Source organism: Pseudoalteromonas sp. Of7M-16 (assembly GCF_022347805.1).
GTDB classification, from domain to species: domain Bacteria; phylum Pseudomonadota; class Gammaproteobacteria; order Enterobacterales; family Alteromonadaceae; genus Pseudoalteromonas; species Pseudoalteromonas luteoviolacea_F.
On record NZ_JAKRFY010000008.1, the window covers coordinates 299,506 to 319,116 of the forward strand.

The 19,611-nt window shown below is 43.5% G+C and carries 17 protein-coding genes; 7 read left to right on the forward strand and 10 right to left on the reverse strand.

Annotated elements, in window-relative coordinates; translation table 11 throughout:
- Positions 1-6 precede the first annotated feature (6 nt).
- A complete protein-coding gene (gene relA / locus MHN81_RS11100) occupies positions 7-2,163 on the reverse strand; it encodes a GTP diphosphokinase (protein WP_023397143.1) in 2,157 nt (718 codons plus the stop codon).
- 6 nt (positions 2,164-2,169) lie between these two features.
- A complete protein-coding gene (gene rlmD / locus MHN81_RS11105) occupies positions 2,170-3,483 on the reverse strand; it encodes a 23S rRNA (uracil(1939)-C(5))-methyltransferase RlmD (RefSeq protein WP_239425732.1) in 1,314 nt (437 codons plus the stop codon).
- An 82-nt stretch (positions 3,484-3,565) separates the two neighbouring features.
- Between rlmD and barA the strand changes: the two genes are divergently transcribed.
- Positions 3,566-6,334, forward strand: a complete 2,769-nt coding sequence (gene barA, locus MHN81_RS11110; protein ID WP_023397145.1) for a two-component sensor histidine kinase BarA — start codon at positions 3,566-3,568, stop codon at positions 6,332-6,334.
- A 98-nt stretch (positions 6,335-6,432) separates the two neighbouring features.
- Here barA and MHN81_RS11115 read toward each other — a convergent pair whose 3' ends face one another.
- The 8 genes from MHN81_RS11115 to pspA all read right to left on the reverse strand — a co-directional run bounded on the left by MHN81_RS11115 (position 6,433) and on the right by pspA (position 13,006).
- On the reverse strand, positions 6,433-6,777 hold the full coding sequence (locus tag MHN81_RS11115; RefSeq protein WP_023397146.1) for a 4a-hydroxytetrahydrobiopterin dehydratase: 345 nt from the start codon (positions 6,775-6,777) through the stop codon (positions 6,433-6,435).
- 10 nt (positions 6,778-6,787) lie between these two features.
- The gene (gene phhA, locus MHN81_RS11120; protein WP_023397147.1) at positions 6,788-7,585 is read right to left on the reverse strand and encodes a phenylalanine 4-monooxygenase; all 798 of its coding nucleotides are present in this window, start codon (positions 7,583-7,585) and stop codon (positions 6,788-6,790) included.
- Between the two features lie 212 nt (positions 7,586-7,797).
- Positions 7,798-8,976 (reverse strand): aminotransferase class I/II-fold pyridoxal phosphate-dependent enzyme, encoded by a 1,179-nt coding sequence (locus MHN81_RS11125; protein WP_023397148.1) that lies wholly within the window; start codon positions 8,974-8,976, stop codon positions 7,798-7,800.
- Between the two features lie 176 nt (positions 8,977-9,152).
- Positions 9,153-10,178, reverse strand: coding sequence for a TIGR01620 family protein (locus MHN81_RS11130; RefSeq protein ID WP_239425733.1), 1,026 nt, complete (start codon positions 10,176-10,178; stop codon positions 9,153-9,155).
- Positions 10,175-11,581 carry a YcjX family protein gene (locus MHN81_RS11135; RefSeq protein ID WP_239425734.1) on the reverse strand — a complete coding sequence of 469 codons (1,407 nt, stop codon included), beginning with the start codon at positions 11,579-11,581 and terminating at the stop codon, positions 10,175-10,177. The genes MHN81_RS11130 and MHN81_RS11135 overlap by 4 nt, the downstream gene beginning before the upstream one ends.
- Positions 11,582-11,636: 55 nt before the next feature.
- Positions 11,637-12,038, reverse strand: coding sequence for an envelope stress response membrane protein PspC (gene pspC / locus MHN81_RS11140; protein WP_023397151.1), 402 nt, complete (start codon positions 12,036-12,038; stop codon positions 11,637-11,639).
- Positions 12,035-12,268 carry an envelope stress response membrane protein PspB gene (pspB, locus tag MHN81_RS11145; protein ID WP_023397152.1) on the reverse strand — a complete coding sequence of 78 codons (234 nt, stop codon included), beginning with the start codon at positions 12,266-12,268 and terminating at the stop codon, positions 12,035-12,037. Before pspB ends, pspC begins: the two co-directional genes overlap by 4 nt.
- A 78-nt stretch (positions 12,269-12,346) precedes the next feature.
- Positions 12,347-13,006 carry a phage shock protein PspA gene (gene pspA, locus MHN81_RS11150; protein WP_023397153.1) on the reverse strand — a complete coding sequence of 220 codons (660 nt, stop codon included), beginning with the start codon at positions 13,004-13,006 and terminating at the stop codon, positions 12,347-12,349.
- A 183-nt stretch (positions 13,007-13,189) separates the two neighbouring features.
- On the opposite strand from pspA, the gene pspF reads away from it, so the two are divergent.
- Genes pspF through MHN81_RS11180 form a run of 6 tightly spaced genes read left to right on the forward strand, consistent with a single transcriptional unit; the run spans position 13,190 to position 19,597 of the window.
- Positions 13,190-14,275, forward strand: a complete 1,086-nt coding sequence (pspF, locus tag MHN81_RS11155) for a phage shock protein operon transcriptional activator (protein ID WP_023397154.1) — start codon at positions 13,190-13,192, stop codon at positions 14,273-14,275.
- A gap of 14 nt (positions 14,276-14,289) precedes the next feature.
- The gene (locus tag MHN81_RS11160) at positions 14,290-15,933 is read left to right on the forward strand and encodes an ABC transporter substrate-binding protein (RefSeq protein ID WP_239425735.1); all 1,644 of its coding nucleotides are present in this window, start codon (positions 14,290-14,292) and stop codon (positions 15,931-15,933) included.
- Complete coding sequence (locus tag MHN81_RS11165) at positions 15,930-16,964, forward strand: ABC transporter permease subunit (protein ID WP_036974792.1); 1,035 nt, start codon at positions 15,930-15,932, stop codon at positions 16,962-16,964. The genes MHN81_RS11160 and MHN81_RS11165 overlap by 4 nt, the downstream gene beginning before the upstream one ends.
- The gene (locus tag MHN81_RS11170; RefSeq protein WP_023397157.1) at positions 16,951-17,844 is read left to right on the forward strand and encodes an ABC transporter permease subunit; all 894 of its coding nucleotides are present in this window, start codon (positions 16,951-16,953) and stop codon (positions 17,842-17,844) included. Before MHN81_RS11165 ends, MHN81_RS11170 begins: the two co-directional genes overlap by 14 nt.
- The gene (locus MHN81_RS11175; protein WP_023397158.1) at positions 17,844-18,851 is read left to right on the forward strand and encodes an oligopeptide/dipeptide ABC transporter ATP-binding protein; all 1,008 of its coding nucleotides are present in this window, start codon (positions 17,844-17,846) and stop codon (positions 18,849-18,851) included. The genes MHN81_RS11170 and MHN81_RS11175 overlap by 1 nt, the downstream gene beginning before the upstream one ends.
- The gene (locus MHN81_RS11180) at positions 18,836-19,597 is read left to right on the forward strand and encodes an ATP-binding cassette domain-containing protein (RefSeq protein ID WP_239425736.1); all 762 of its coding nucleotides are present in this window, start codon (positions 18,836-18,838) and stop codon (positions 19,595-19,597) included. The genes MHN81_RS11175 and MHN81_RS11180 overlap by 16 nt, the downstream gene beginning before the upstream one ends.
- Positions 19,598-19,611 lie beyond the last annotated feature (14 nt).

Below are 19,611 nucleotides of genomic sequence, written 5' to 3' on the forward strand. Positions count from 1 at the left end.
ATCCCCCTAATGCTGGCGCTTGGCTTCAAACACGCCTTCTGTTTGTAGAAGCTTTGTCAGTAAACGGTTGGTTGCGGATAAATCGCCGACTTCAATTTTCATTGTAAAGATTGCCACCCCTTTTTCATGTTGAGTTTGCACATTCATATTGAGTACATTGACTTTTTCATTCGCTAAAATCGCACTAATATCTCGGATAAGCCCCTGCCTATCATTGGCCTCTATCCGAATAGTGATTTCATAGAATGATTGCACATCATCAGACCAACTGACTGCAATTTCGCGCTCCGGGTGTAGCTCCGTTATGTGAGCAAATGAGTCACAATCGGCACGGTGTACCGCAATACCCCGCCCCTGAGTGATATAGCCAACAATGGCGTCACCCGGTACAGGCTGGCAACACTTTGCAACGTGACTGAGCAAGCTACCCACACCTTCGACTACAATGCCGTTTTTATCACCTTTGTGCTTTTTACGGGTGCTTAGCTTTAATTTAGGCTCAGATTCTGGTTTATCTTGAATAAAGTTCAAAAACTGATTGATACGTACATCCCCCGCACCAATCGCCACCATCAAGTCGTCCAACTCTTTAAAGTTAAAGCGCTCGATGGCAGGCTCTAACTCTTTGTAACTGATATCCAGCTTTTGTAGGTGACTATCAAGAATTTCCTTACCCGCTTGTAGGTTTTTATCTCTGTCTTGCTGTTTGAACCAGTGATGGATTTTACTGCGCGCACGAGAAGAGTATATATATCCCAAAGACGGATTGAGCCAATCACGACTCGGTGAGGGGTTTTTCTGGGTTAAGATCTCAATTTGATCCCCAGTTGAAAGTTTGTAAGTAAAAGGCACTATTTTGCCAAACACTTTCGCCCCAATGCAGCGATGTCCTACATTGGAGTGTATGTAGTAGGCAAAATCGAGCGGAGTTGACCCCAGCGGTAGATCAAAAATATCCCCGCGTGGCGTGAAGACATAAACCCGATCTTCAACAACTTGGTTCTTTAACTCTTCGGCAAATTCACTGCCATCAACAACTTCTTCTTGCCATTGCAGTAGTTTTCTTAGCCAGCTTATCTTTTGTTCATAGCCGGAGCCGCGACCAGGCAGCGCACCTTCTTTATACATCCAGTGTGCAGCCACCCCCATTTCCGCATCTTTATGCATATCATGGGTGCGGATCTGGATTTCGACTGTTTTTCCTTCAGGGCCAAATACGACAGTGTGAATTGACTGATAGCCGTTTGGCTTAGGGGTCGCAACATAGTCGTCAAACTCCTTATTGAGGTGACGCCAGTTAGTATGTACGATACCTAGTGCCGCATAGCAATCCTGCAATTGTTCTACCACAATGCGCATAGCGCGTATATCAAATAGCTGCTCAAACTCGTAGTTTTTTTGAGACATCTTTTTGTAAATACTGTAGATGTGCTTCGGACGGCCATAAACTTCTGCCGTGACATTCGCATCAGTCAATTTTTGTTGTACCGCTGCAACCATATCACTCATATATGCTTCACGAGCAAGGCGTTTGTCGGCCAATTTTTTGGCAATTTTTTTATAACTTTCTGGGTGTAGATAACGAAAAGAAAGGTCCTCAAGTTCCCACTTAAGTTGACCAATGCCTAAACGGTTTGCTAGCGGCGCAAAAATATTCGCGGTGGTCTTTGCCGCCACGACGCGCTCTTCTTCTGAGGCATCCTTTACACTGCGCAAATAGCAGATCTGCTCTGCCAACTTGATCACAACTGCACGCACATCTTCTACCATCGCAAGCAACATACGACGGATTTTGTCTATTTGGACATTGCCTTTGCTTTGATGCGCCAAGGTGCTTATTGAAGCCATTTGCTCCACACCTTTTAATAACAGCGCGATATTTTCGCCCAAAGACTTTTCAATCGCTTCAATATCTAATTGCTGCGCTAGAAAATAGGGGGTTAGAAACGCCCCTGCAAGGGATTCTGAGTCAAAATTCAGCTCAGCCAAAATCTCAACCATTTCAATGGCTTTCTCCAGCAGATCCCCATCGGTCTCCGCGGGACATAAAGCATATGCTTCATTGAGTCGATCAGTTTTTTCTTCAGACAAACTTAACAACGCCAAACGCGCGTCAAAATCAGCCGGAAGTGTTGCGTGGTGAGATTGGCGAGTCGCTACCATTATTGACTACCTCCTTTGGAACAACGCCATTGTTTCAATATGCCCGGTGTGAGGGAACATATCCATCAGTGCGACTTTGCTAACAGTAAACCCAGCGGCCAAAATAAGCGCACTGTCTCTTGCCAAGGTAACCGGATCACATGACACGTATAAAACCTTGTTGAATTGCTTCAGTGGCATTTGTTTGAGGACATCATAAGCCCCCGTTCGTGACGGGTCTAACACTAAAGTATCTAACTCATTGCTGAACCACTCTGCTGTTGCCATATCTTGGGTCAAATCAAACTGGAAAAACTGCGCATTGTCGATATCGTTAGTGTGCGCATTTTGCGTAGCCATTGCAACAGAAGAAGCAACCCCTTCGACTCCTATGACTTTCTTTGCTTGTTTTGCAAACAGTAAGGAAAAATTACCTATGCCACAAAACAGGTCAAGCACCTGCTCTTTTCCCGATAACGCGAGCCAAGTCACTGCCTGATGTAACATTGCTTCGTTCACCGCTGCATTAACTTGGATAAAGTTGTCCAACTTAAATTCAAATTGAGTTTCATCCACTGCATATTGAGGTAACAATGCATAAGATACTTCAGCGTTGCCGTCATCCCATAATACTTGCCAGCCTTTTTTATCAAACTCGTCAGTAACGATTTGCTTGGCTGCACAATCAATTGCTTTTGTATGACGGAACAAAACAAAAGGCGCGTTATCAGCCTCGCATAATTGAATATGACTAATGCTACGAAGTTGAGGGTGACGATTTAGTATGGCTCTTAAGTCAACAAAGATAGATTGATACACTTTTTTCAATACACCGCATTCAGCGACATTGACGAGTTTTTTTGATTTTGCAGCGCGAAACCCAAGCTTGAGCACTTTCTCATTTTTGTCAAAGTACGTTGCTATTCGAGCTGCACGTCGATAGTGCGAGCCATCACTGGATATAGGTAAGCTCCATGGTAACTCACTCGTGCCTGAAAACTTGGCAAACAGTTTGCCAACCGCAAGCTGTTTGTGTGCTAGCTGTGCAGACTTCTCCAAATGTTGTAGCGAACAGCCGCCACATTCTTGATAGTGGGGACAAAATGGGATTGCACGCTGCTCACTTGGTTTAACAACTTTTGCAACACTGCCCTCAAATAGTTTGGCTTTTTGTTGGTTAATACGCACTTTAACTTGCTCGCTGGGTAAAGCACCTTCAATAAACCCAACTTTGCCATTATGCTTTGCTACGCCTCGCCCTTGATGATCAAGTGATTCAATTGACACTTCAATGACCTGACCTTTCACTGATGCTTTTTTAGCACGAAAAATTTGTGCCATGTACCGCCCCTTATACATTGCTAAACACCAATGAACTCGCTAATCTAGAGTTCATAATTATCAAAGTTTTATATCGCTCAATATGTCTAAATTAAGCTTACGCGATAGCGTTTTATTGCTTACCCTGATCCCGACGGTGTTAATCGGTTTAATACTTGGCGGATATTTTACTATAAATCGCTACGTAGAGCTTGAACAAATCTTGAAACAGCAAGGCACCAGCATCGCGAACTCGCTGGCAATGACTGTAGAGCACCCGCTCAACACCAAAGATAAAGCCAAATTGCACAGCATCATTACTAAAGCGCATAATCAACATGCGTCTTTAGTCAACAGTATTGCGGTATTTGATTTGCACAACCAGCTCATTATGACCAGCAATTACCATAGTGAATTTAACGATTTGCACTATCGCGGTAATGTCGCTGCCCTGCACGCAACTGAAGCACAAAAGCTACGCAATAATTTTGTTATCTTTTCGCCTGTAAAGGATTATGGCACTGGTGCTACATGGCAAGATGCCCATGCCCAAACTATCGCCGTTTTAATGGTTGAAATAAGCCAAGACCAAGCCATTATTGGCCAGCAAAAAGCATTGCTTTTAAGCGGCACCATTATTCTTGCCGCACTTTTATTGAGTGTCTTTTTATCCACTCGCTTAAGTCGCATGTTCTCTACTCCACTTTCCCAGCTGCAGTTAGCAACAGACAAACTAATTGAAGGAAAAACGGATATTGGCGTCAATCAGCAAATGCAAGGGGAATTTGACATGATGCGTCAAGGTCTTATCACCATCAGTGAAAAGATGGTCGGCCAAAGAGATGAAATGCAAAAACACATAGATCAGGCCACCAGTGACTACAGAGAAACCCTTGAGCAATATGAAACACAAAATATCCAATTAAATATTGCGAAAAAAGAAGCGCAGGTCGCGAACCGCGTAAAGTCAGACTTCTTAGCCAAAATGAGTCACGAGTTGCGAACCCCGCTAAACGGTGTAATTGGCTTTACTCGCCAATTGTATAAAACACCACTAAATAAACACCAAAAAGATTATTTAGACACCATTGAGCTATCCGCAAACAGCCTGCTTACCATCATTAGCGACATATTAGACTTCTCAAAACTCGAAGCGGGCGCTATGGAGCTTGAAAATATCCAGTTCCAACTTAGAGATGCGGTCAACGAAGTGATGACACTACTTGCGCCCAGTGCTTATGAAAAGCAATTAGAGCTGTCAATTGCCATTAATCGACAAGTACCTGACAACTTGGTTGGCGATCCGACACGCTTTAAACAAGTGCTTATAAATTTGATCAGCAATGCGATTAAATTCACAGAGAAGGGGTCGGTCAAAGTAGACATTAGCCATCGTCTAAAAGGTGACTCACAGACATCTCTATTGGTTTCCGTCAGCGATACCGGCCTCGGCATTGCACAAGAAAAACAAGACACGCTATTTACGCCATTTGCTCAAGCTGACACAAGCATTACTCGAAAATTTGGTGGTACCGGACTTGGCTTAATTATCACCAAACATATCGTGGAGGTCATGCAAGGTAGGATCACATTAAACTCAGCACTTGGTAGCGGTTCCTGCTTTACTTTTAATGCCATATTTAACTTACCGAGCCGCTTATTCAATGACGATCTCCCCTGCAAGCCGCTTGAGAATAAACGCGTCTTATACTTTGAACCACAAGAACACACGCGCAATGCTGTGATCGCCCAAATTGAAAGTTGGCATATGCAAGTCACCGTGTGTGACAGTGACGAAGCCTTTTTCAATGCACTGTCACAAGAGTTCAGTTACGACATTTGTCTGGTTGGCAATATGGCAACCGTCGACGATATGCAGACGGTAAAAAGCTACATAAATCACGCTAGAGAAAAAGCCGACTATTTATACCTCATGGTCAATACCATCTCTCATAATATGCGAGAGTCGCTTATTGGTAGCGGTGCTGATGCGTGTATCAGTAAGCCACTTCACCATCGAAAACTCTGCGAAATGTTGGCCGCGCCTTACCGCTTAGATCATCCAGATTTATCGATTGAAACCAACAACGCGACACACTTACCACTCAAAGTGCTTATTGCGGATGACAACGACGCCAACTTAAAACTACTCTATACGCTGCTAGAAGAGCAAGTTGAAACCATTGAAACTGCTCATAATGGTGCGCAAGCAGTCGGGCTGTGTAAAACCCATAAATACGATTTAATATTTATGGATATTCAAATGCCAATCATGGATGGGATCACTGCGTGTATAAGCATTAAAGAGTCTTCCATGAATGATGACACCCCCATCATCGCCGTCACTGCGCATGCCCTTGCAGGCGAAAAAGAGCAGTTGGTAAAAGATGGATTTAGTGGCTACATGACTAAACCCATTGATGAAGACATGCTGAAGCAGATCATATGTGACCACAGTGCCGCTTCTCCTGTCGAACGTGAACAAAAAGAGGAGCAACTGGTAAGTAGCGTTGCACCTTTTGAAAGCCACTTGCTGGATTGGAACCTTGCATTGCAACGCTCAGGTAACAAGCCACATCTCGCACTGGAAATGTTAAATATGCTACTGCAAAGCGTTCCTGAGACCATTGAACACCTCAACGAAGCCAGTGAACAAGCGGATCCAGAATTGCTCTTAAAGGTCATCCACAAGTTCCACGGTGCATGCTGCTATACCGGAGTACCCAAACTAAAAGCATTGGCTGAAACCATCGAAACGGCACTTAAACAAGATAAAGGCTTTGACTATGTCGAGCCCGAGGTGTTGGATCTGATCGATGAACTGACCAATTTGAATGATGATGCAGAAATCACAGCATCTTCCAGTTTGTAAAATGAGATACATTTTTACCGAGACGGGACTCTGGTCCCACTCAAAAAAGGCAATAAAAAAGGCGCCCTAGGCGCCCTTAACATTCCGAAATAAAACAATTACAGTGCAGCAAATACTTCGTCGGTTTTTGCAGCACAGATAAAGTCATTTTTGTGAAGGCCTTTAATAGAATGGCTCCACCAAGTCACTGTAACTTTACCCCACTCAGTTAACAAACCAGGGTGGTGACCTTCTTCTTCAGCCATATCACCCACTTTATTTGTAAACTCAAGTGCTAGTTTAAAGTTTTTAAACTTATACACTCTTTCTAACTGCATGATCCCGTCACGTACTTCAGGTACCCAATCAGGGATCTGCTTGATCAATACTGCTAACTCTTCATCTGACACTTTAGGCGCATCCGCACGACACGCTTCACATTTTTGTGCACTTAAATCAGACATGGGTGGTTCCTTAACTTGCTAATTTATTTTTAGGTGGAAATTTTGGCTCAAACAGTCCGAGCTCTTTTGCTCTTTGTACTAAAGACATAATGTCCATTTGAGAAATATCAAATAGATCATCTATCGAACTAATTGTGTAGTACAAGGGCTGCATGATATCAATACGATATGGCGTTCGAAGTACATCTAGCACTTCAAGTTTGTTAATTTCAGGCTTATCTGAATACACGTACTGGGTTTCACCAGGACTAGATAGGATCCCGCCGCCGTAGATACGCAAACCATTGTCAGTTTGCATTAGACCAAACTCAACGGTAAACCAGTATAAACGAGCTAGGTAAACGCGATCTTTCTTCTCTGCAGCATAACCTAACTGACCGTATTTGTGCGTAAACTCTGCAAACGCAGGGTTCGTTAACATCGCGCAGTGGCCGAATATTTCGTGGAAAATATCAGGCTCTTGAAGGTAGTCAAACTCCTCACGTGAACGAATAAACGTGGCTACAGGAAATTGTTTGTTGGCAAGCAATCTGAAGAACTCATCAAAATCGATCAGCGCAGGAACAGGTGCTACTTGCCAACCTGTCTCCCTTTCGAGCACAGCATTGATTTCGTGTAACTGAGGAATTCGGTCATGGGGTAGATTGATTTTCTTCAATCCTTCCATATATTCATCACACGCTTTGCCTTCAATACACTTTAGCTGTCTTGCAACTAATTCAGACCAGATTTTATTTTCTTCGTCACTCCACTCAATTACGCCTTGCTCATTAGGCTGCTTGGAAGTGTATTTACTAGATTTAGCCATAGTAACCTTCTTTATTTTGATCTCCATTTCTCTTGATGGAGCGTTCAAACCTGTTATTTCGATACTATGTAAAAGTGAGCAAAATATTAATAGGCAGGCCTGAAATGGCCCACCTCAAGAACCTCAATTTCGTAAACTATAAATTACAAAATTGAACACAAAATAATACACCCTTTAGCTACAAGGCATGCAGAGCATAATGCTGTAAATATTTATATACACAAAAATGCACTATCGAGATCCGCGATGATATCATCTGCAGATTCTAGGCCTACCGAAATGCGGATCAGCCCATCAGAAATCCCCGCAGCCAAACGCTCTTCCTGTGTATAAGGTGAGTGTGTCATCGAAGCTGGGTGTTGAATTAACGTCTCAGGATCACCTAGGCTCACAGCTAAAGTGCACAGAGCCGTAGCATTGATAAATGCTTCACCATCAGCAAGCGTGCCTTTTATCTCAAATGCAATCACGCCGCCCGCACCTTGCATTTGTTCACCAAGATAGTGATGGCCAGGGTGCGATGCCAACCCTGGGTAATAAACCTTTTCAACTTTAGGGTGGCGCTCTAAAAATTCGGCGACTTTTTGCGCACTCTCACAATGTCGCGCCATGCGAATATGTAGCGTTTTTAGGCCACGGTTTATCAACCAAGCATCATGCGGACTGATTGTCGCCCCAATGTCTTTCAAAACCGTTAATTTTACAGTCTCAATATGCTCTTTGCTGCCACACACAATGCCAGCGACAACATCGCCATGACCATTGAGATACTTGGTCGCGCTGTGAATAACAATATCAATACCAAAGCGCTTGGGTTTTTGTAGCAATGGGGTCATGAAGGTATTGTCAATCACACTCAATAGGTTGTGCTTCTTGGCAAACTCCCCGAGCATTGTCAGATCCAATACCGTCATATTCGGGTTAATAGGTGTTTCCGCAAATAACATTTTACTGTTTGGCTGTATTGCTCGCTCTAGGGCATCTCTATCTGTCATATCAACAAAGCTCACTTCGATGCCAAATTTCGGCAGCATGTGTGCAAATAAAGCGAAGCTACACCCATATAATGCACTTGAAGCAATCAAGTGATCGCCCTGTTGAAGAAAGCTCAATACTGAAGCAGAAACCGCCCCCATGCCTGTTGCTGTTGCTGCCGCGTCCTCCATCTCCTCTAACTGCGCCAGCTTTTCTTCTAATTCTCGGGTCGTCGGATTACCAAGCCGCGTATATATAAAGCCAGCTTCTTCACCTGCGAATCGAGCAGCCCCCTGTGCTGCATTCTCAAATTTAAAAGTGGAACTTTGGTATAACGGTGCCGTTAATGCGCCATGTGGGTCATCAAAGTGGTTTGGACCGTGAATACAATTAGTGTGATCGTGTAACTTCTTCATTGCTTGCCTGTTGTTATTATTCAAACTGTTTATATCTTATGTAATTAGATATTCCATGATGGATAAATGTACAAGCATGCTGGAAGTTCAGAAGGCTATGTGAGAAGAATTAATATAGTGACTCTGTACACATAAGTTGTCACCTAAGAAGTAACAACTTATCTGAAGCCCTGTGATTAGTTTTGCTTAATCAATTGATTGGTGAGCTTTTTTGCAAAGTCAGCAAGAAAGTTGGCTTTATTTTCCATACGTGGAATTGGTCGACACAACGCCATGGCTTTGTAGCCCAGTCTAGCAGTAAATACACCTGCGCTCAGACCTTGAGCGGACCTAGCTGATAGCTTACCCAGTAGTTCCGCACCCAAACTCGTCGCAGCAAGGTCACTCAGTAATTCTGATGCACCCACAAAGACGATTTGTGTCGCCAATAGCTTGTACAACTTTATTCGGCTGCGATAGCCTAAAGTAATACCGTAATGCGCACTAAGCTTTTCTACTAAACTCACACCTCGCCATAACACTGCAAGCATGTCAGTGACCGCCATCGGACTCAACGCCACCATCAATGCAGAAGTCGTCGCATACTCTGCAATAATTTTCTTGGCTTGCATATCTTGATCCCGCAACAAGGTGACTTCATACAACTGCAGAACTTCCTGATCTGTATAGTGGCTTTTTAAGCTTTTTTGAAAACTAGACACGGTATCTGCAGGTAAGTTTGCCAATAGAGGACTGAGCCAATGTTGTGCTTCTCCAATCTGGTTGCTGTTAAGCAAGCGCTCTGCCTGATCTCGGCGCGCTTCTAAATTTTTTAATGTTCGCAGCGCTTTAACTTCACGAAATAAAAATTTAGTGCCCCAGCCTAGCGCAGACACAAAAAGAAGTAAGTACAAACTTGCTAGGATAATACTTTGTTGAAAGGCATCGTAAATCGTAAAAACGAGTTCAACGGGGATCAGTATCACTAAACTCGCCAACAGCCCATGTCGCCACCCCAGTTTTGATTTTTGAGGTTGCAAGCTGCTATCAACAGATCCATCAACTGAGAAAGGCTTAAACTCTTGCTCAGAGTCGATCTGTGATACCTCATCATCGATACGCTCTCCAAATCGAGGAGTAGATCGAGTGGCTTCATGAGCACTATGATTTGGTTCTTCAGTCTCTATGCGCCGACCTGAGTATCTGTGTTTAGAGTTTGTCACGTTAGCTTATCTCCAATCAAAAACTGTAACGTATGATCTAACCGAATATGGTCTAGTTGTCCTTGATAAGCGGGGAATGGGTAAAAAGACAAAAAGTTAAAACCTTCTTGAGGCCACTGAGACGCAGATAAAACATGCTCTGGCGGCTCAGGAGGCAAATACGTAATATACTGTGACTCTGTCAGAGGTCGACCGTATACACAATGCAGTATATCACCTCCCTCTTTGACTTGTTTGGGTTGACAGCTCTTCACAGAGGATATGGTCATTGTATCTACTTCAACTCCTGAGAATTTTAGTTCATTCTCTTGTTCACATAAAAGCTCATGCAATAAACGGGTGAGGCTATCTTGCTCTGTGATTGCCACCGCGTCACACTTGTTTGCAGCAAACAGCACTTTATCTATTTGGGGCTTAAATAAACGCTGAAAAAGACCACTTTTACCATGTTGAAACATGCTCACAGTGTCTTTCAATGCCTGTTTAGTTTGGGCCAGTGTTGCAGGCCCATCATTCAGCGCACCAAGTACATCCACTAAGACAAGCTGCCTATCAAAAGCGCAAAAATAATCCTTGTAAAACGGAGAAATAACCTGTTTTTTATATGCTTCAAAGCGACTTTCTAATTGCGCATATTGGCTATCTTCACCATGCTCTCCGTGTATGGCAATAGGGAAAAATTGCACAATAGGCGCACCAGCCAAATCTCCGGGGATCAACATTCGCCCTGGCTGCAACTGGGACAGCTTGGTATTTTTTTTCAGTTTAATTAAGGTATCTGAGTAAATATCGGCTAACTCATTGAGCACAGACATATCTACAGGTTGTGCTGCATCAAATGCTTTCAATGCAGCCAAGAAAGATTCGCTAAGCGCACAAAATGCGGGATTTGACAAGACATCGAGCTGTGCCTTGCTCCACTGTTCATAAGTCATGTTTAAGAGTGGCAAATCCATTAGCCATTCACCGGGGTAATCGATTAATTCCAGGTACAGCGTATGGTCATTTGCTACATGTTGACGCAGCCCACTGGCGCTGCGAAATTTTAAGGCCAATGTCAGGGTATTGATGCGCTCGGTAGATGGCGGCCAATTAGCTGGTTCGCCCAATAAATGTGATGATGCATGAGTATAATCAAAAGTAGGAATATCGAGTGCTGTTTGCGGTACCTGTTTGCAGGCTATTAAACGCTGTTCCCTTACCACATCAAAAAACGGCAAGTTTTGGCTATTTGCTTGAGTCGTTAAATGCTTAACCAAGGCCGTAATAAACGCTGTTTTTCCACTTCCACTAAACCCAGTAACGGCTAACTTAACATGCTGGTCCAATGAACGTTGCAATGTTTTTTGTGCTTTATTTTGCAGCTTTTCAAGGGCTTTGTGGGTAACACGTTTCACGCTCATTCTTATCGCTAGTCCCTATAAATAAAGAGGCGTGGCGAATAATCGCCACGAGCCATTATAACTTGTTAATTTCCCTTTTCACCGTGAACTCCGGCGATGTCACATGACGCTCCATTGATTGAATGCGATCATCTAATTTGCCCAATCTATCTTTTAAGTCAAACAGCGCCTGGCGCGGTGGCTCGCCTTTTTGCCATACTTTAAACTTAACAGAAACAGGATCTGTATCTTGGCTATGAGCAGTATGCTCTGGTTCACTGACTTTACGGTCTAAGATAAACCAACAGGCAATATAAATAACTACAAATAATGGTCCTCCAGACAATAATACAGCTGTCACAAATAATATGCGCACAAGCCATAGTTCCATGTTGAAGTAATCACTCAGCCCTGCACAAACCCCAGCTAATTTTCCTCGCTTTGGGTCACGATATAATTCTCTGCGTCGATGACTCATACTTTACGCCTCCAATCTGGTGACTCTTGATCTAACAGTGCCTCCAATGTTTCGACACGCTCGGCCATTTTCTCTGCTTTATTTGCCAACTCAATTAGCTGGCGGTGCTCATGCTCGCTTAAACCCTGACTCACCTGTTTTTTACTCTTGTAATGAAGAATGAGCCACAGCGGGGCTACCACGATCATAAAAATAATAATTGGGGCAACCAGTATCTCTGCGTCAAACATAACCTTCTCCTGTTTATTTGGTCTTGGCAGCGTATTTTTATTTTATTGCACCTACTTTAACAGTAGGTGCGCTTAGGTTCATTTATTTGCGAGCTTTTTCTTTAAAGCTTCAAGTTCATCATCTACTTTTTCATTTTTTTGCAGATCAGCAATCTCGTCAGCCAGTGACTTTTTACCTAAGTCATAAGACTCGACTTGCGCTTCCAAGCCGTCAATTTTATTTTCATAACGTTCAAAGCGATTCAATGCATCTTCAACTTTAGTGCTATCGAGTGCCTTTTTAACATCTAGGCGTGACTCAGCAGAGCGTTGACGCAACACAATAGCCTGTTGACGTGCTTTGGCATCTGCCAGTTTTTCTTGTAATGTTGTCACTTCCTGTTGCAATTTTTCGATGTGCGATTCAACATGGCTAAGTTCTTCGGCAACACTTTGCGCTGCATCAGACGCCTTTTGCTTTTCAAGCAAAGCCGCTCTCGCCAAATCTTCGCGCTCTTTTGTCAGTGCCAACTCAGCTTTTTCTTGCCAATCATTTGCCTGGCCGTTTAGTTGCTCAACACGTCTTTCTAACTCTTTTTTCTCAGCAAGTGTTTTTGCCGAAGTGGAACGTACTTCTACTAATGTGTCTTCCATTTCTTGGATGATCAATTTGACCATTTTTTCAGGATCTTCCGCTTTATCCAATATTGCATTAATATTAGAATTAACGATGTCAGCAAAACGTGAAAAAATTCCCATAATCTTGTACCTCATTGGTTGTGAATTATATTGCTGATAAATATGTATCAATAAGCTTGCCAACTTTAAAAATAAAAATAAACACCATTTTTCAACAAGTTACAATTAAAATAAAAAGCTTTCTATCCATACCTTTTTCAAATAAACTATATATTAGTCAAAAAAACCAAGAGTTAGTCAATTATGAGTCAGTTCCGCCAACAGGATAATTTGCTCGGCCAATCCGACAGTTTCTTAGCTGTTCTCGATCAGGTATCTCAACTTGCTCCGCTAGACAAACCCGTGCTTATTATCGGTGAACGTGGCACAGGTAAAGAACTCATAGCTGCCCGTCTGCACTTCTTATCAGAGCGTTGGGACCAGAATTACGTTAAACTCAATTGCGCCGCGCTTAACGAAAATCTACTGGAAAGTGAATTGTTTGGTCATGAATCGGGCGCTTTTACTGGAGCCAGTAAGCGTCATGAGGGCCGCTTCGAACGAGCGAATAGCGGTACTTTATTTTTAGATGAATTGGCGAATACGTCTGCCATGGTGCAAGAAAAACTGCTGCGTGTTATCGAATACGGTGAATTCGAGCGTGTAGGTGGTAAGCAAACAGTTAAAGTGGACACCCGACTAGTCTGTGCGACCAATGAAGATTTACCCAGCCTAGCCGATCAAGGAGAATTTCGGCATGACTTGCTCGATAGGCTCGCTTTTGACGTTATTACACTGCCGCCACTGAGAGCGCGTCAAGAAGATATTTTATTGCTAGCAGAGCAGTTTGCCATCAATATGGCTCGAGATCTGGGCTGGTCTCTGTTTAGCGGTTTTACTCGTAAAGCAACAGAGACCTTACTCGACTATGATTGGCCAGGGAATATTCGAGAACTGAAAAATGTAATAGAACGTAGTCTATACCGCCATGGCAATGAACACCTTGCAGTTCACCAAATTACGTTTGACCCATTTGAAAGCCCATTTCGACCAAAACAACGAATAAAAGCGCCGGTTACCGACCTAGCGATTCATGCCTCTCCAGTACAGGACGCTGTAAAAGAAACCATGGAGACTCCCATCGTGAGCTCGGTTGTAACTGCACAACAATCTTTTCCTTGTGATTTAAAAACACTCTCCAGTGACTACGAAATAGAATTGCTGAAAAAAGCACTTGAATTTAGCCAATTTAATCAAAAGAAAACTGCACAAAACCTCGGATTGACGTATCATCAGCTAAGGGGATATTTGAAAAAATACAATTTGTTAGACTCACAACAAGAGGCTTAGCTGTGGTCACCAGAATGACTCGCCGGTTAAACATCAGCCAAAGATACAAAGCAATCACAATAGGCGCTGTTGCGACCTTGATTCTATCTGCATGTGGGGAAGTGCCACAAACAAAACCCACCAGTAAAACACAAGGTATCGTTTACTGTGCTGAGGCGAACCCTGTATCTTTTAACCCTCAGGTCACAACCACAGGTTCCACCATAGATATAATTGCGAACCAGTTATATAACTCTTTGATAAGTATTGACCCAGTTACGGCTGAATTTAAACCTGAGCTGGCAACAAGCTGGCAGATCAGTGAAGACGGTAAAAAAATTACGTTTAAGCTGAGAAAAGACGTCGCTTTTCATACAACCGATTACTTTACCCCTAGTCGTACAATGAATGCGGACGATGTCATCTTCTCTTTTAGTCGCTTATTTGATGTCTACAACCCCTATCATTTTGTACACGACGCCAACTATCCGTACTTTCAAAGTGTCGGTATGGACCAGCTGATCCGTAAAATAATCAAAGTCGATGAATATACAGTTCGCTTTGAGCTGTTTAGCGCCGAAAGTAGCCTGTTGTCTAATATCGCCACAGACTTTGCAGTCATACTCTCTGAAGAATATGCCATGTTCAGAGCAAGCCAAGACAAAAAGCATCTCTTCGATACTTTGCCCATTGGCACAGGCCCATATAAATACAAACACTTTTTAAGAGACAACTTAGTTCGCTTTCACAAACATCACGCATACTGGAAACACAACCACGCTGTTGACCAATTGGTTTATGACATTACCACCAACAATACAACGCGCATTGCTAAAATGCTGACAAAAGAATGCGATATTACCTCTCACCCAAGTGCAACGCAGTTAGAGGCACTGTCACAGCGCAAAGATATTGTGGTCGACAAAGCTGTAAACTTAAATGTCGGATATTGGGCATTTAATACTGAAAAGCCCCCTTTTGATAATGCGTTAGTAAGAAAGGCCCTCGCTCATAGTATCGATTTTGATAAAATTATGCAGGCTGTATTTTATGGCAATGGCATCGCTGCACAATCTATTCTTCCTCCATCTTCTTGGGCATATACGCCACAGGCCATGCCTTATTATGACCCAGTCAAAGCAAAACAATATCTAACGGAAGCTGGATTTCCTAATGGTTTTGAAATGACTTTATGGGCCATGCCTGTTTCTCGGATCTACAACCCTAACGCGCGAAAAATGGCCGAGCTTATCCAAAGTGATTTACGTCAGATTGGGATCCGTACCAGAATAGTTGAGTATGAATGGAATACTTTTATCGAGCGAATTGGCCGCCATGAACACGATAGCGTTCTGTTGGGGTGGGCTGCTGATACTCCGGACCCAGACAACTTTTTTAGTCCTCTTTTGAGTTGCACGGCGACATTTACAGGTAAAAACCCCGCCAATTGGTGTAATCCCGAATTTGACCTTCTGTTGACTCAAGCTCTCGACACAAATGACCTGAAAATGCGCAAATTTTACTATCAACAAGCGCAAGAGATGCTGATCCGCGAATTGCCACTCGTGCCTATTGCCCACGGTGTTCGATTTCAAGCTCGCAGCGCAGAAATTTCTGGCGCAGAGCTTAGACCATTTGGTGGTGTATCACTGGCAAATGTAAGGAAGGGAACGCAATAATGCTGGACTATCTTTTGCGACGTCTAAGCTTGCTGCTGTTCATGCTATTTGCACTAACAGCATTCACTTTTAGCTTAAATTACCTGTTCCCAGGAGATTTGCTGACTAACTTTAGCGGGCAGGTCAATACCAGCTTTAGTCAGTCTCAATTACTCGAAGAAAAGTATCGCATCGAAGATAATATCCTAGTGCAATACAGCGCCTTTATCGGTCGATTAATTGAGGGTGACTGGGGCGTATCTTTGTCGTCAGGTCAAACCGTATCTTCACATGTCGCTCTGTTGCTCCCTGCAACACTTGAGCTTTGTTTTTACGCTTTGGTCGTAGCGATTCTATTAGGGATCCCTGCTGGGATCATTACCAGCGCCTACCATAAAAAATGGCCTGATAAAGTCATCAGTACGCTAACCTTACTTGGCTTTTCCATTCCGGTCTTTTGGCTCGCCTTGTTGCTTATCATGGTTTTTTGTCTCGGCTTTGGTTGGTTCCCCATGTCAGGTCGAATTGGCCTGTTATACGAAATTCCCGCCGTGACTAATTTTATTCTGCTAGACATTTGGCTACTTGATTTCCCTTATGGTGGACAGGCATTTCTTGACGCACTGCATCATTTAGCACTGCCGACAATTGTACTGGCAATGTATCCAACAACCGTACTTACCAGGTTTACTAGAGACTCTATGCTCAATGTGTTGGAGCAAAATTACATTAAGACGGCAAGAGCAAAAGGTCTAAACCGCAGACAAATTATTTTGGACCACGCTCTGCGCAATGCGCTTTTACCTGTCATAAAACAAATCGGCCTACAATTTAGCACACTGATCACACTTGCTATGGTCACCGAAGTCATTTTCTCTTGGCCAGGCATAGGTCGATGGTTGATAGATAGTATTTATCAACGGGACTACCCAGCCATTCAGGGCGGGCTGCTCGCTGTGTCAATGTTCGTCATCTTTGCAAATATGCTGGCGGATTTGACTCACTCTTTACTTGATCCCGTGTCTAGGAACCAGTCTCATGGCAAAGTTTAGTTTATATAGCGAAGAGTCGAACCGCTCACCACTATCTCGCCTGTGGCGTAACTTCAAAGCGAATCACCTCGCTCTTGTTGGACTGTGGATGTTCATCGGGCTAACCCTGTTGGCAATGACTGCACCACTATTGGCCCCGTATGGCATTGACCAACAGCACAGTGACGCACTGCTAATCCCCCCCTCTTGGCATGATGATGGTGATGTACACTTTATTCTCGGCACGGATGATCTTGGCAGGGATGTGCTTTCTCGCTTGATGAATGGTGCAACCTATACCTTTGGTTTGTCTATCGTTGCAGCCCTTGTAACAACTGTTCTAGGGGTCGTTCTTGGCACTCTTGCAGGGATCAACCGAGGGTTTAAATCTAGCATTCTAAACCACTTACTTGATATTACGCTGGCAATACCATCGCTGCTTTTGGCAATCATCATTATCGCTATATTAGGCCCCGGATTACTGAACACAGTATGGGCAATTATTCTAGCTTTGTTACCGCAGCATATTCACTCAATTCGCAACCTAGTCGTCGACGAGCTAAATAAAGATTATATTGGCGCCTATAGATTGGACGGCGCAAGTCGAACTCACATCTTATTTCGTGGCGTATTTCCAAATATTTATGAACACGTTGTGGTCATATTTACCCTCGCGCTTTCTACGGCTATTCTTGATATCGCAGCACTTGGCTTCCTAAAATTGGGTGCTCAGCCTCCTACTACAGAATGGGGGGCCATGCTGGCTGAGAACTTGGGGCTTATATACCTTGCACCTTGGACTGTCGGCCTACCCGGTGCCCTATTGTTTTTGTCTGTGTTAGCCACTAACCTTGTTGGAGATGGGCTGAGAAAAGCACTCCAAGCTAGAAAGGCAACCTAATGCAACTACTAGACATTAAAAACCTCACCATTGAACTGCCGACCGAAGATGGCGTGATCCGCGCAGTTGATAAAGTAAACTTAAGCCTTAAGGAAGGCGAAGTACATGCACTTGTAGGTGAGTCAGGTTCAGGGAAAAGTTTAATTGCAAAAGCCATTGTTGGTGTACTCAATGCCCGCTGGCGAATTACAGCTGACCGCATGCATTGGCGTGGTGTCGACTTAATGCGCCTAAGCCCGGAAAAACGGCGAAAAGTGGTAGGGCGGGATATGGCGATGATATATCAAGAACCCCGTAGGAGCTTGGATCCAACAGCCAAGATATTCGAGCAAGTAGCTGAGTCGCTGCCTGATGATTGCTTTAAAGCAGGCTTCTTTGGCCGAAAAAAAGAGCGGAAAACAAAAGTAAAAGCACTTCTTCACAAAGTGGGAATACGTGAGGATGAAAAAGTGTCGAGCAGTTATCCACATGAACTGTCCGAAGGTGTATGCCAAAAAGTAATGATTGCTATGGCAATTGCGAGAAACCCGCAATTGCTGATTGCAGATGAGCCAACTACCGCGTTAGAGAGTACAACACGTGCTCAAGTTTTTAGGCTGCTCAAGAGTTTAAACCAGTTAAAAAACATGTCGATATTAATGATTTCCCACGAGTTAGAAGAAATAACTCAATGGTCTCATGCAATCCATGTTTTATATTGCGGACAGATGGTTGAAGCCGGCCCGACCAAAAAGGTATTCACCGATCCATATCATCCCTACACGCAAGCATTGGTCAAGTCATTACCAGACTATGCCCACGGCCTAGGTCACAAAGCGCCATTCTACGCGCTTAAAGGCACAATACCGCCTTTGCAGCACTTGCCCATTGGCTGCCGTTTAGGGCCTCGCTGCCCACAAGCGCAAAAAGAATGTGTTGCAACCCCTATGTTGGTCAAGTCACATGGTCATTCTTATGCATGTCATTTTCCACTCAATAGAGAGAAGAAAAAATGCAACCCGTGCTAAAAGTTCAGGCTTTAAGTAAAACGTTTAAAACACGCTCTGGGCTATTTAGGCGCAATAAAGTCAAAGTATTGAATGATATTTCCTTTGCGGTAGCGCCCGGGCAAACACTGGCCGTGATCGGTGAAACAGGCTCAGGAAAAAGTACACTCGCTAAAGTACTTGCCGGTGCCGAAGATGCCGATTCAGGGCAGATATTGTTAAATGGTGACATGATTGTCGACGATGGTACAACTAGACGAGAGTGCCATCATATTCGCCTTATATTCCAAGATCCGACACGATCTCTCAATCCAGGTCTTACTATAGGTGAGATGCTAGATGATTGTCTGCGCTTCAATACTAAGTTAACGGAAGTACAACGTAATAAAAAGATTGAACTGACTCTATCTCGCGTTGGCTTATTGTCTGAACACTATGAATATTACCCTCATATGTTTAGTGGCGGACAATTGCAACGTGTAGCACTTGCCAGAGCGCTGATTTTAGATCCCAAAGTGGTGGTTTTGGATGAAGCGCTATCTTCACTAGATCCATCAGTGCGGGCGCAAATAGTCAACCTATTACTTAAGCTGCAGCAAGAGACTGATTTAACTTATGTGCTTATCACTCACCACCTCAGCCTAGTAAAACATATGAGTGATAAACTGTTGGTATTGAACAATGGTGAAGCTGTCGAATATGGCTGTTGTGACACTATATTCAATCACCCTCAATCCAAAGTGATGAAAAAGCTATTGGCAGTGTAAGTCTCACAATAAAG

Excerpts from the sequence above, each read along its gene's own strand:
- relA (WP_023397143.1), bottom strand. The coding sequence starts at position 2,163 with ATGGTAGCGACTCGCCAATCTCACCACGCAACACTTCCGGCTGATTTT.
- rlmD (WP_239425732.1), bottom strand. The coding sequence starts at position 3,483 with ATGGCACAAATTTTTCGTGCTAAAAAAGCATCAGTGAAAGGTCAGGTC.
- barA (WP_023397145.1), top strand. The coding sequence starts at position 3,566 with ATGTCTAAATTAAGCTTACGCGATAGCGTTTTATTGCTTACCCTGATC.
- MHN81_RS11115 (WP_023397146.1), bottom strand. The coding sequence starts at position 6,777 with ATGTCTGATTTAAGTGCACAAAAATGTGAAGCGTGTCGTGCGGATGCG.
- phhA (WP_023397147.1), bottom strand. The coding sequence starts at position 7,585 with ATGGCTAAATCTAGTAAATACACTTCCAAGCAGCCTAATGAGCAAGGC.
- MHN81_RS11125 (WP_023397148.1), bottom strand. The coding sequence starts at position 8,976 with ATGAAGAAGTTACACGATCACACTAATTGTATTCACGGTCCAAACCAC.
- MHN81_RS11135 (WP_239425734.1), bottom strand. The coding sequence starts at position 11,581 with ATGAGCGTGAAACGTGTTACCCACAAAGCCCTTGAAAAGCTGCAAAAT.
- pspC (WP_023397151.1), bottom strand. The coding sequence starts at position 12,038 with ATGAGTCATCGACGCAGAGAATTATATCGTGACCCAAAGCGAGGAAAA.
- pspB (WP_023397152.1), bottom strand. The coding sequence starts at position 12,268 with ATGTTTGACGCAGAGATACTGGTTGCCCCAATTATTATTTTTATGATC.
- pspA (WP_023397153.1), bottom strand. The coding sequence starts at position 13,006 with ATGGGAATTTTTTCACGTTTTGCTGACATCGTTAATTCTAATATTAAT.
- pspF (WP_023397154.1), top strand. The coding sequence starts at position 13,190 with ATGAGTCAGTTCCGCCAACAGGATAATTTGCTCGGCCAATCCGACAGT.
- MHN81_RS11160 (WP_239425735.1), top strand. The coding sequence starts at position 14,290 with ATGACTCGCCGGTTAAACATCAGCCAAAGATACAAAGCAATCACAATA.
- MHN81_RS11170 (WP_023397157.1), top strand. The coding sequence starts at position 16,951 with ATGGCAAAGTTTAGTTTATATAGCGAAGAGTCGAACCGCTCACCACTA.
- MHN81_RS11175 (WP_023397158.1), top strand. The coding sequence starts at position 17,844 with ATGCAACTACTAGACATTAAAAACCTCACCATTGAACTGCCGACCGAA.
- MHN81_RS11180 (WP_239425736.1), top strand. The coding sequence starts at position 18,836 with ATGCAACCCGTGCTAAAAGTTCAGGCTTTAAGTAAAACGTTTAAAACA.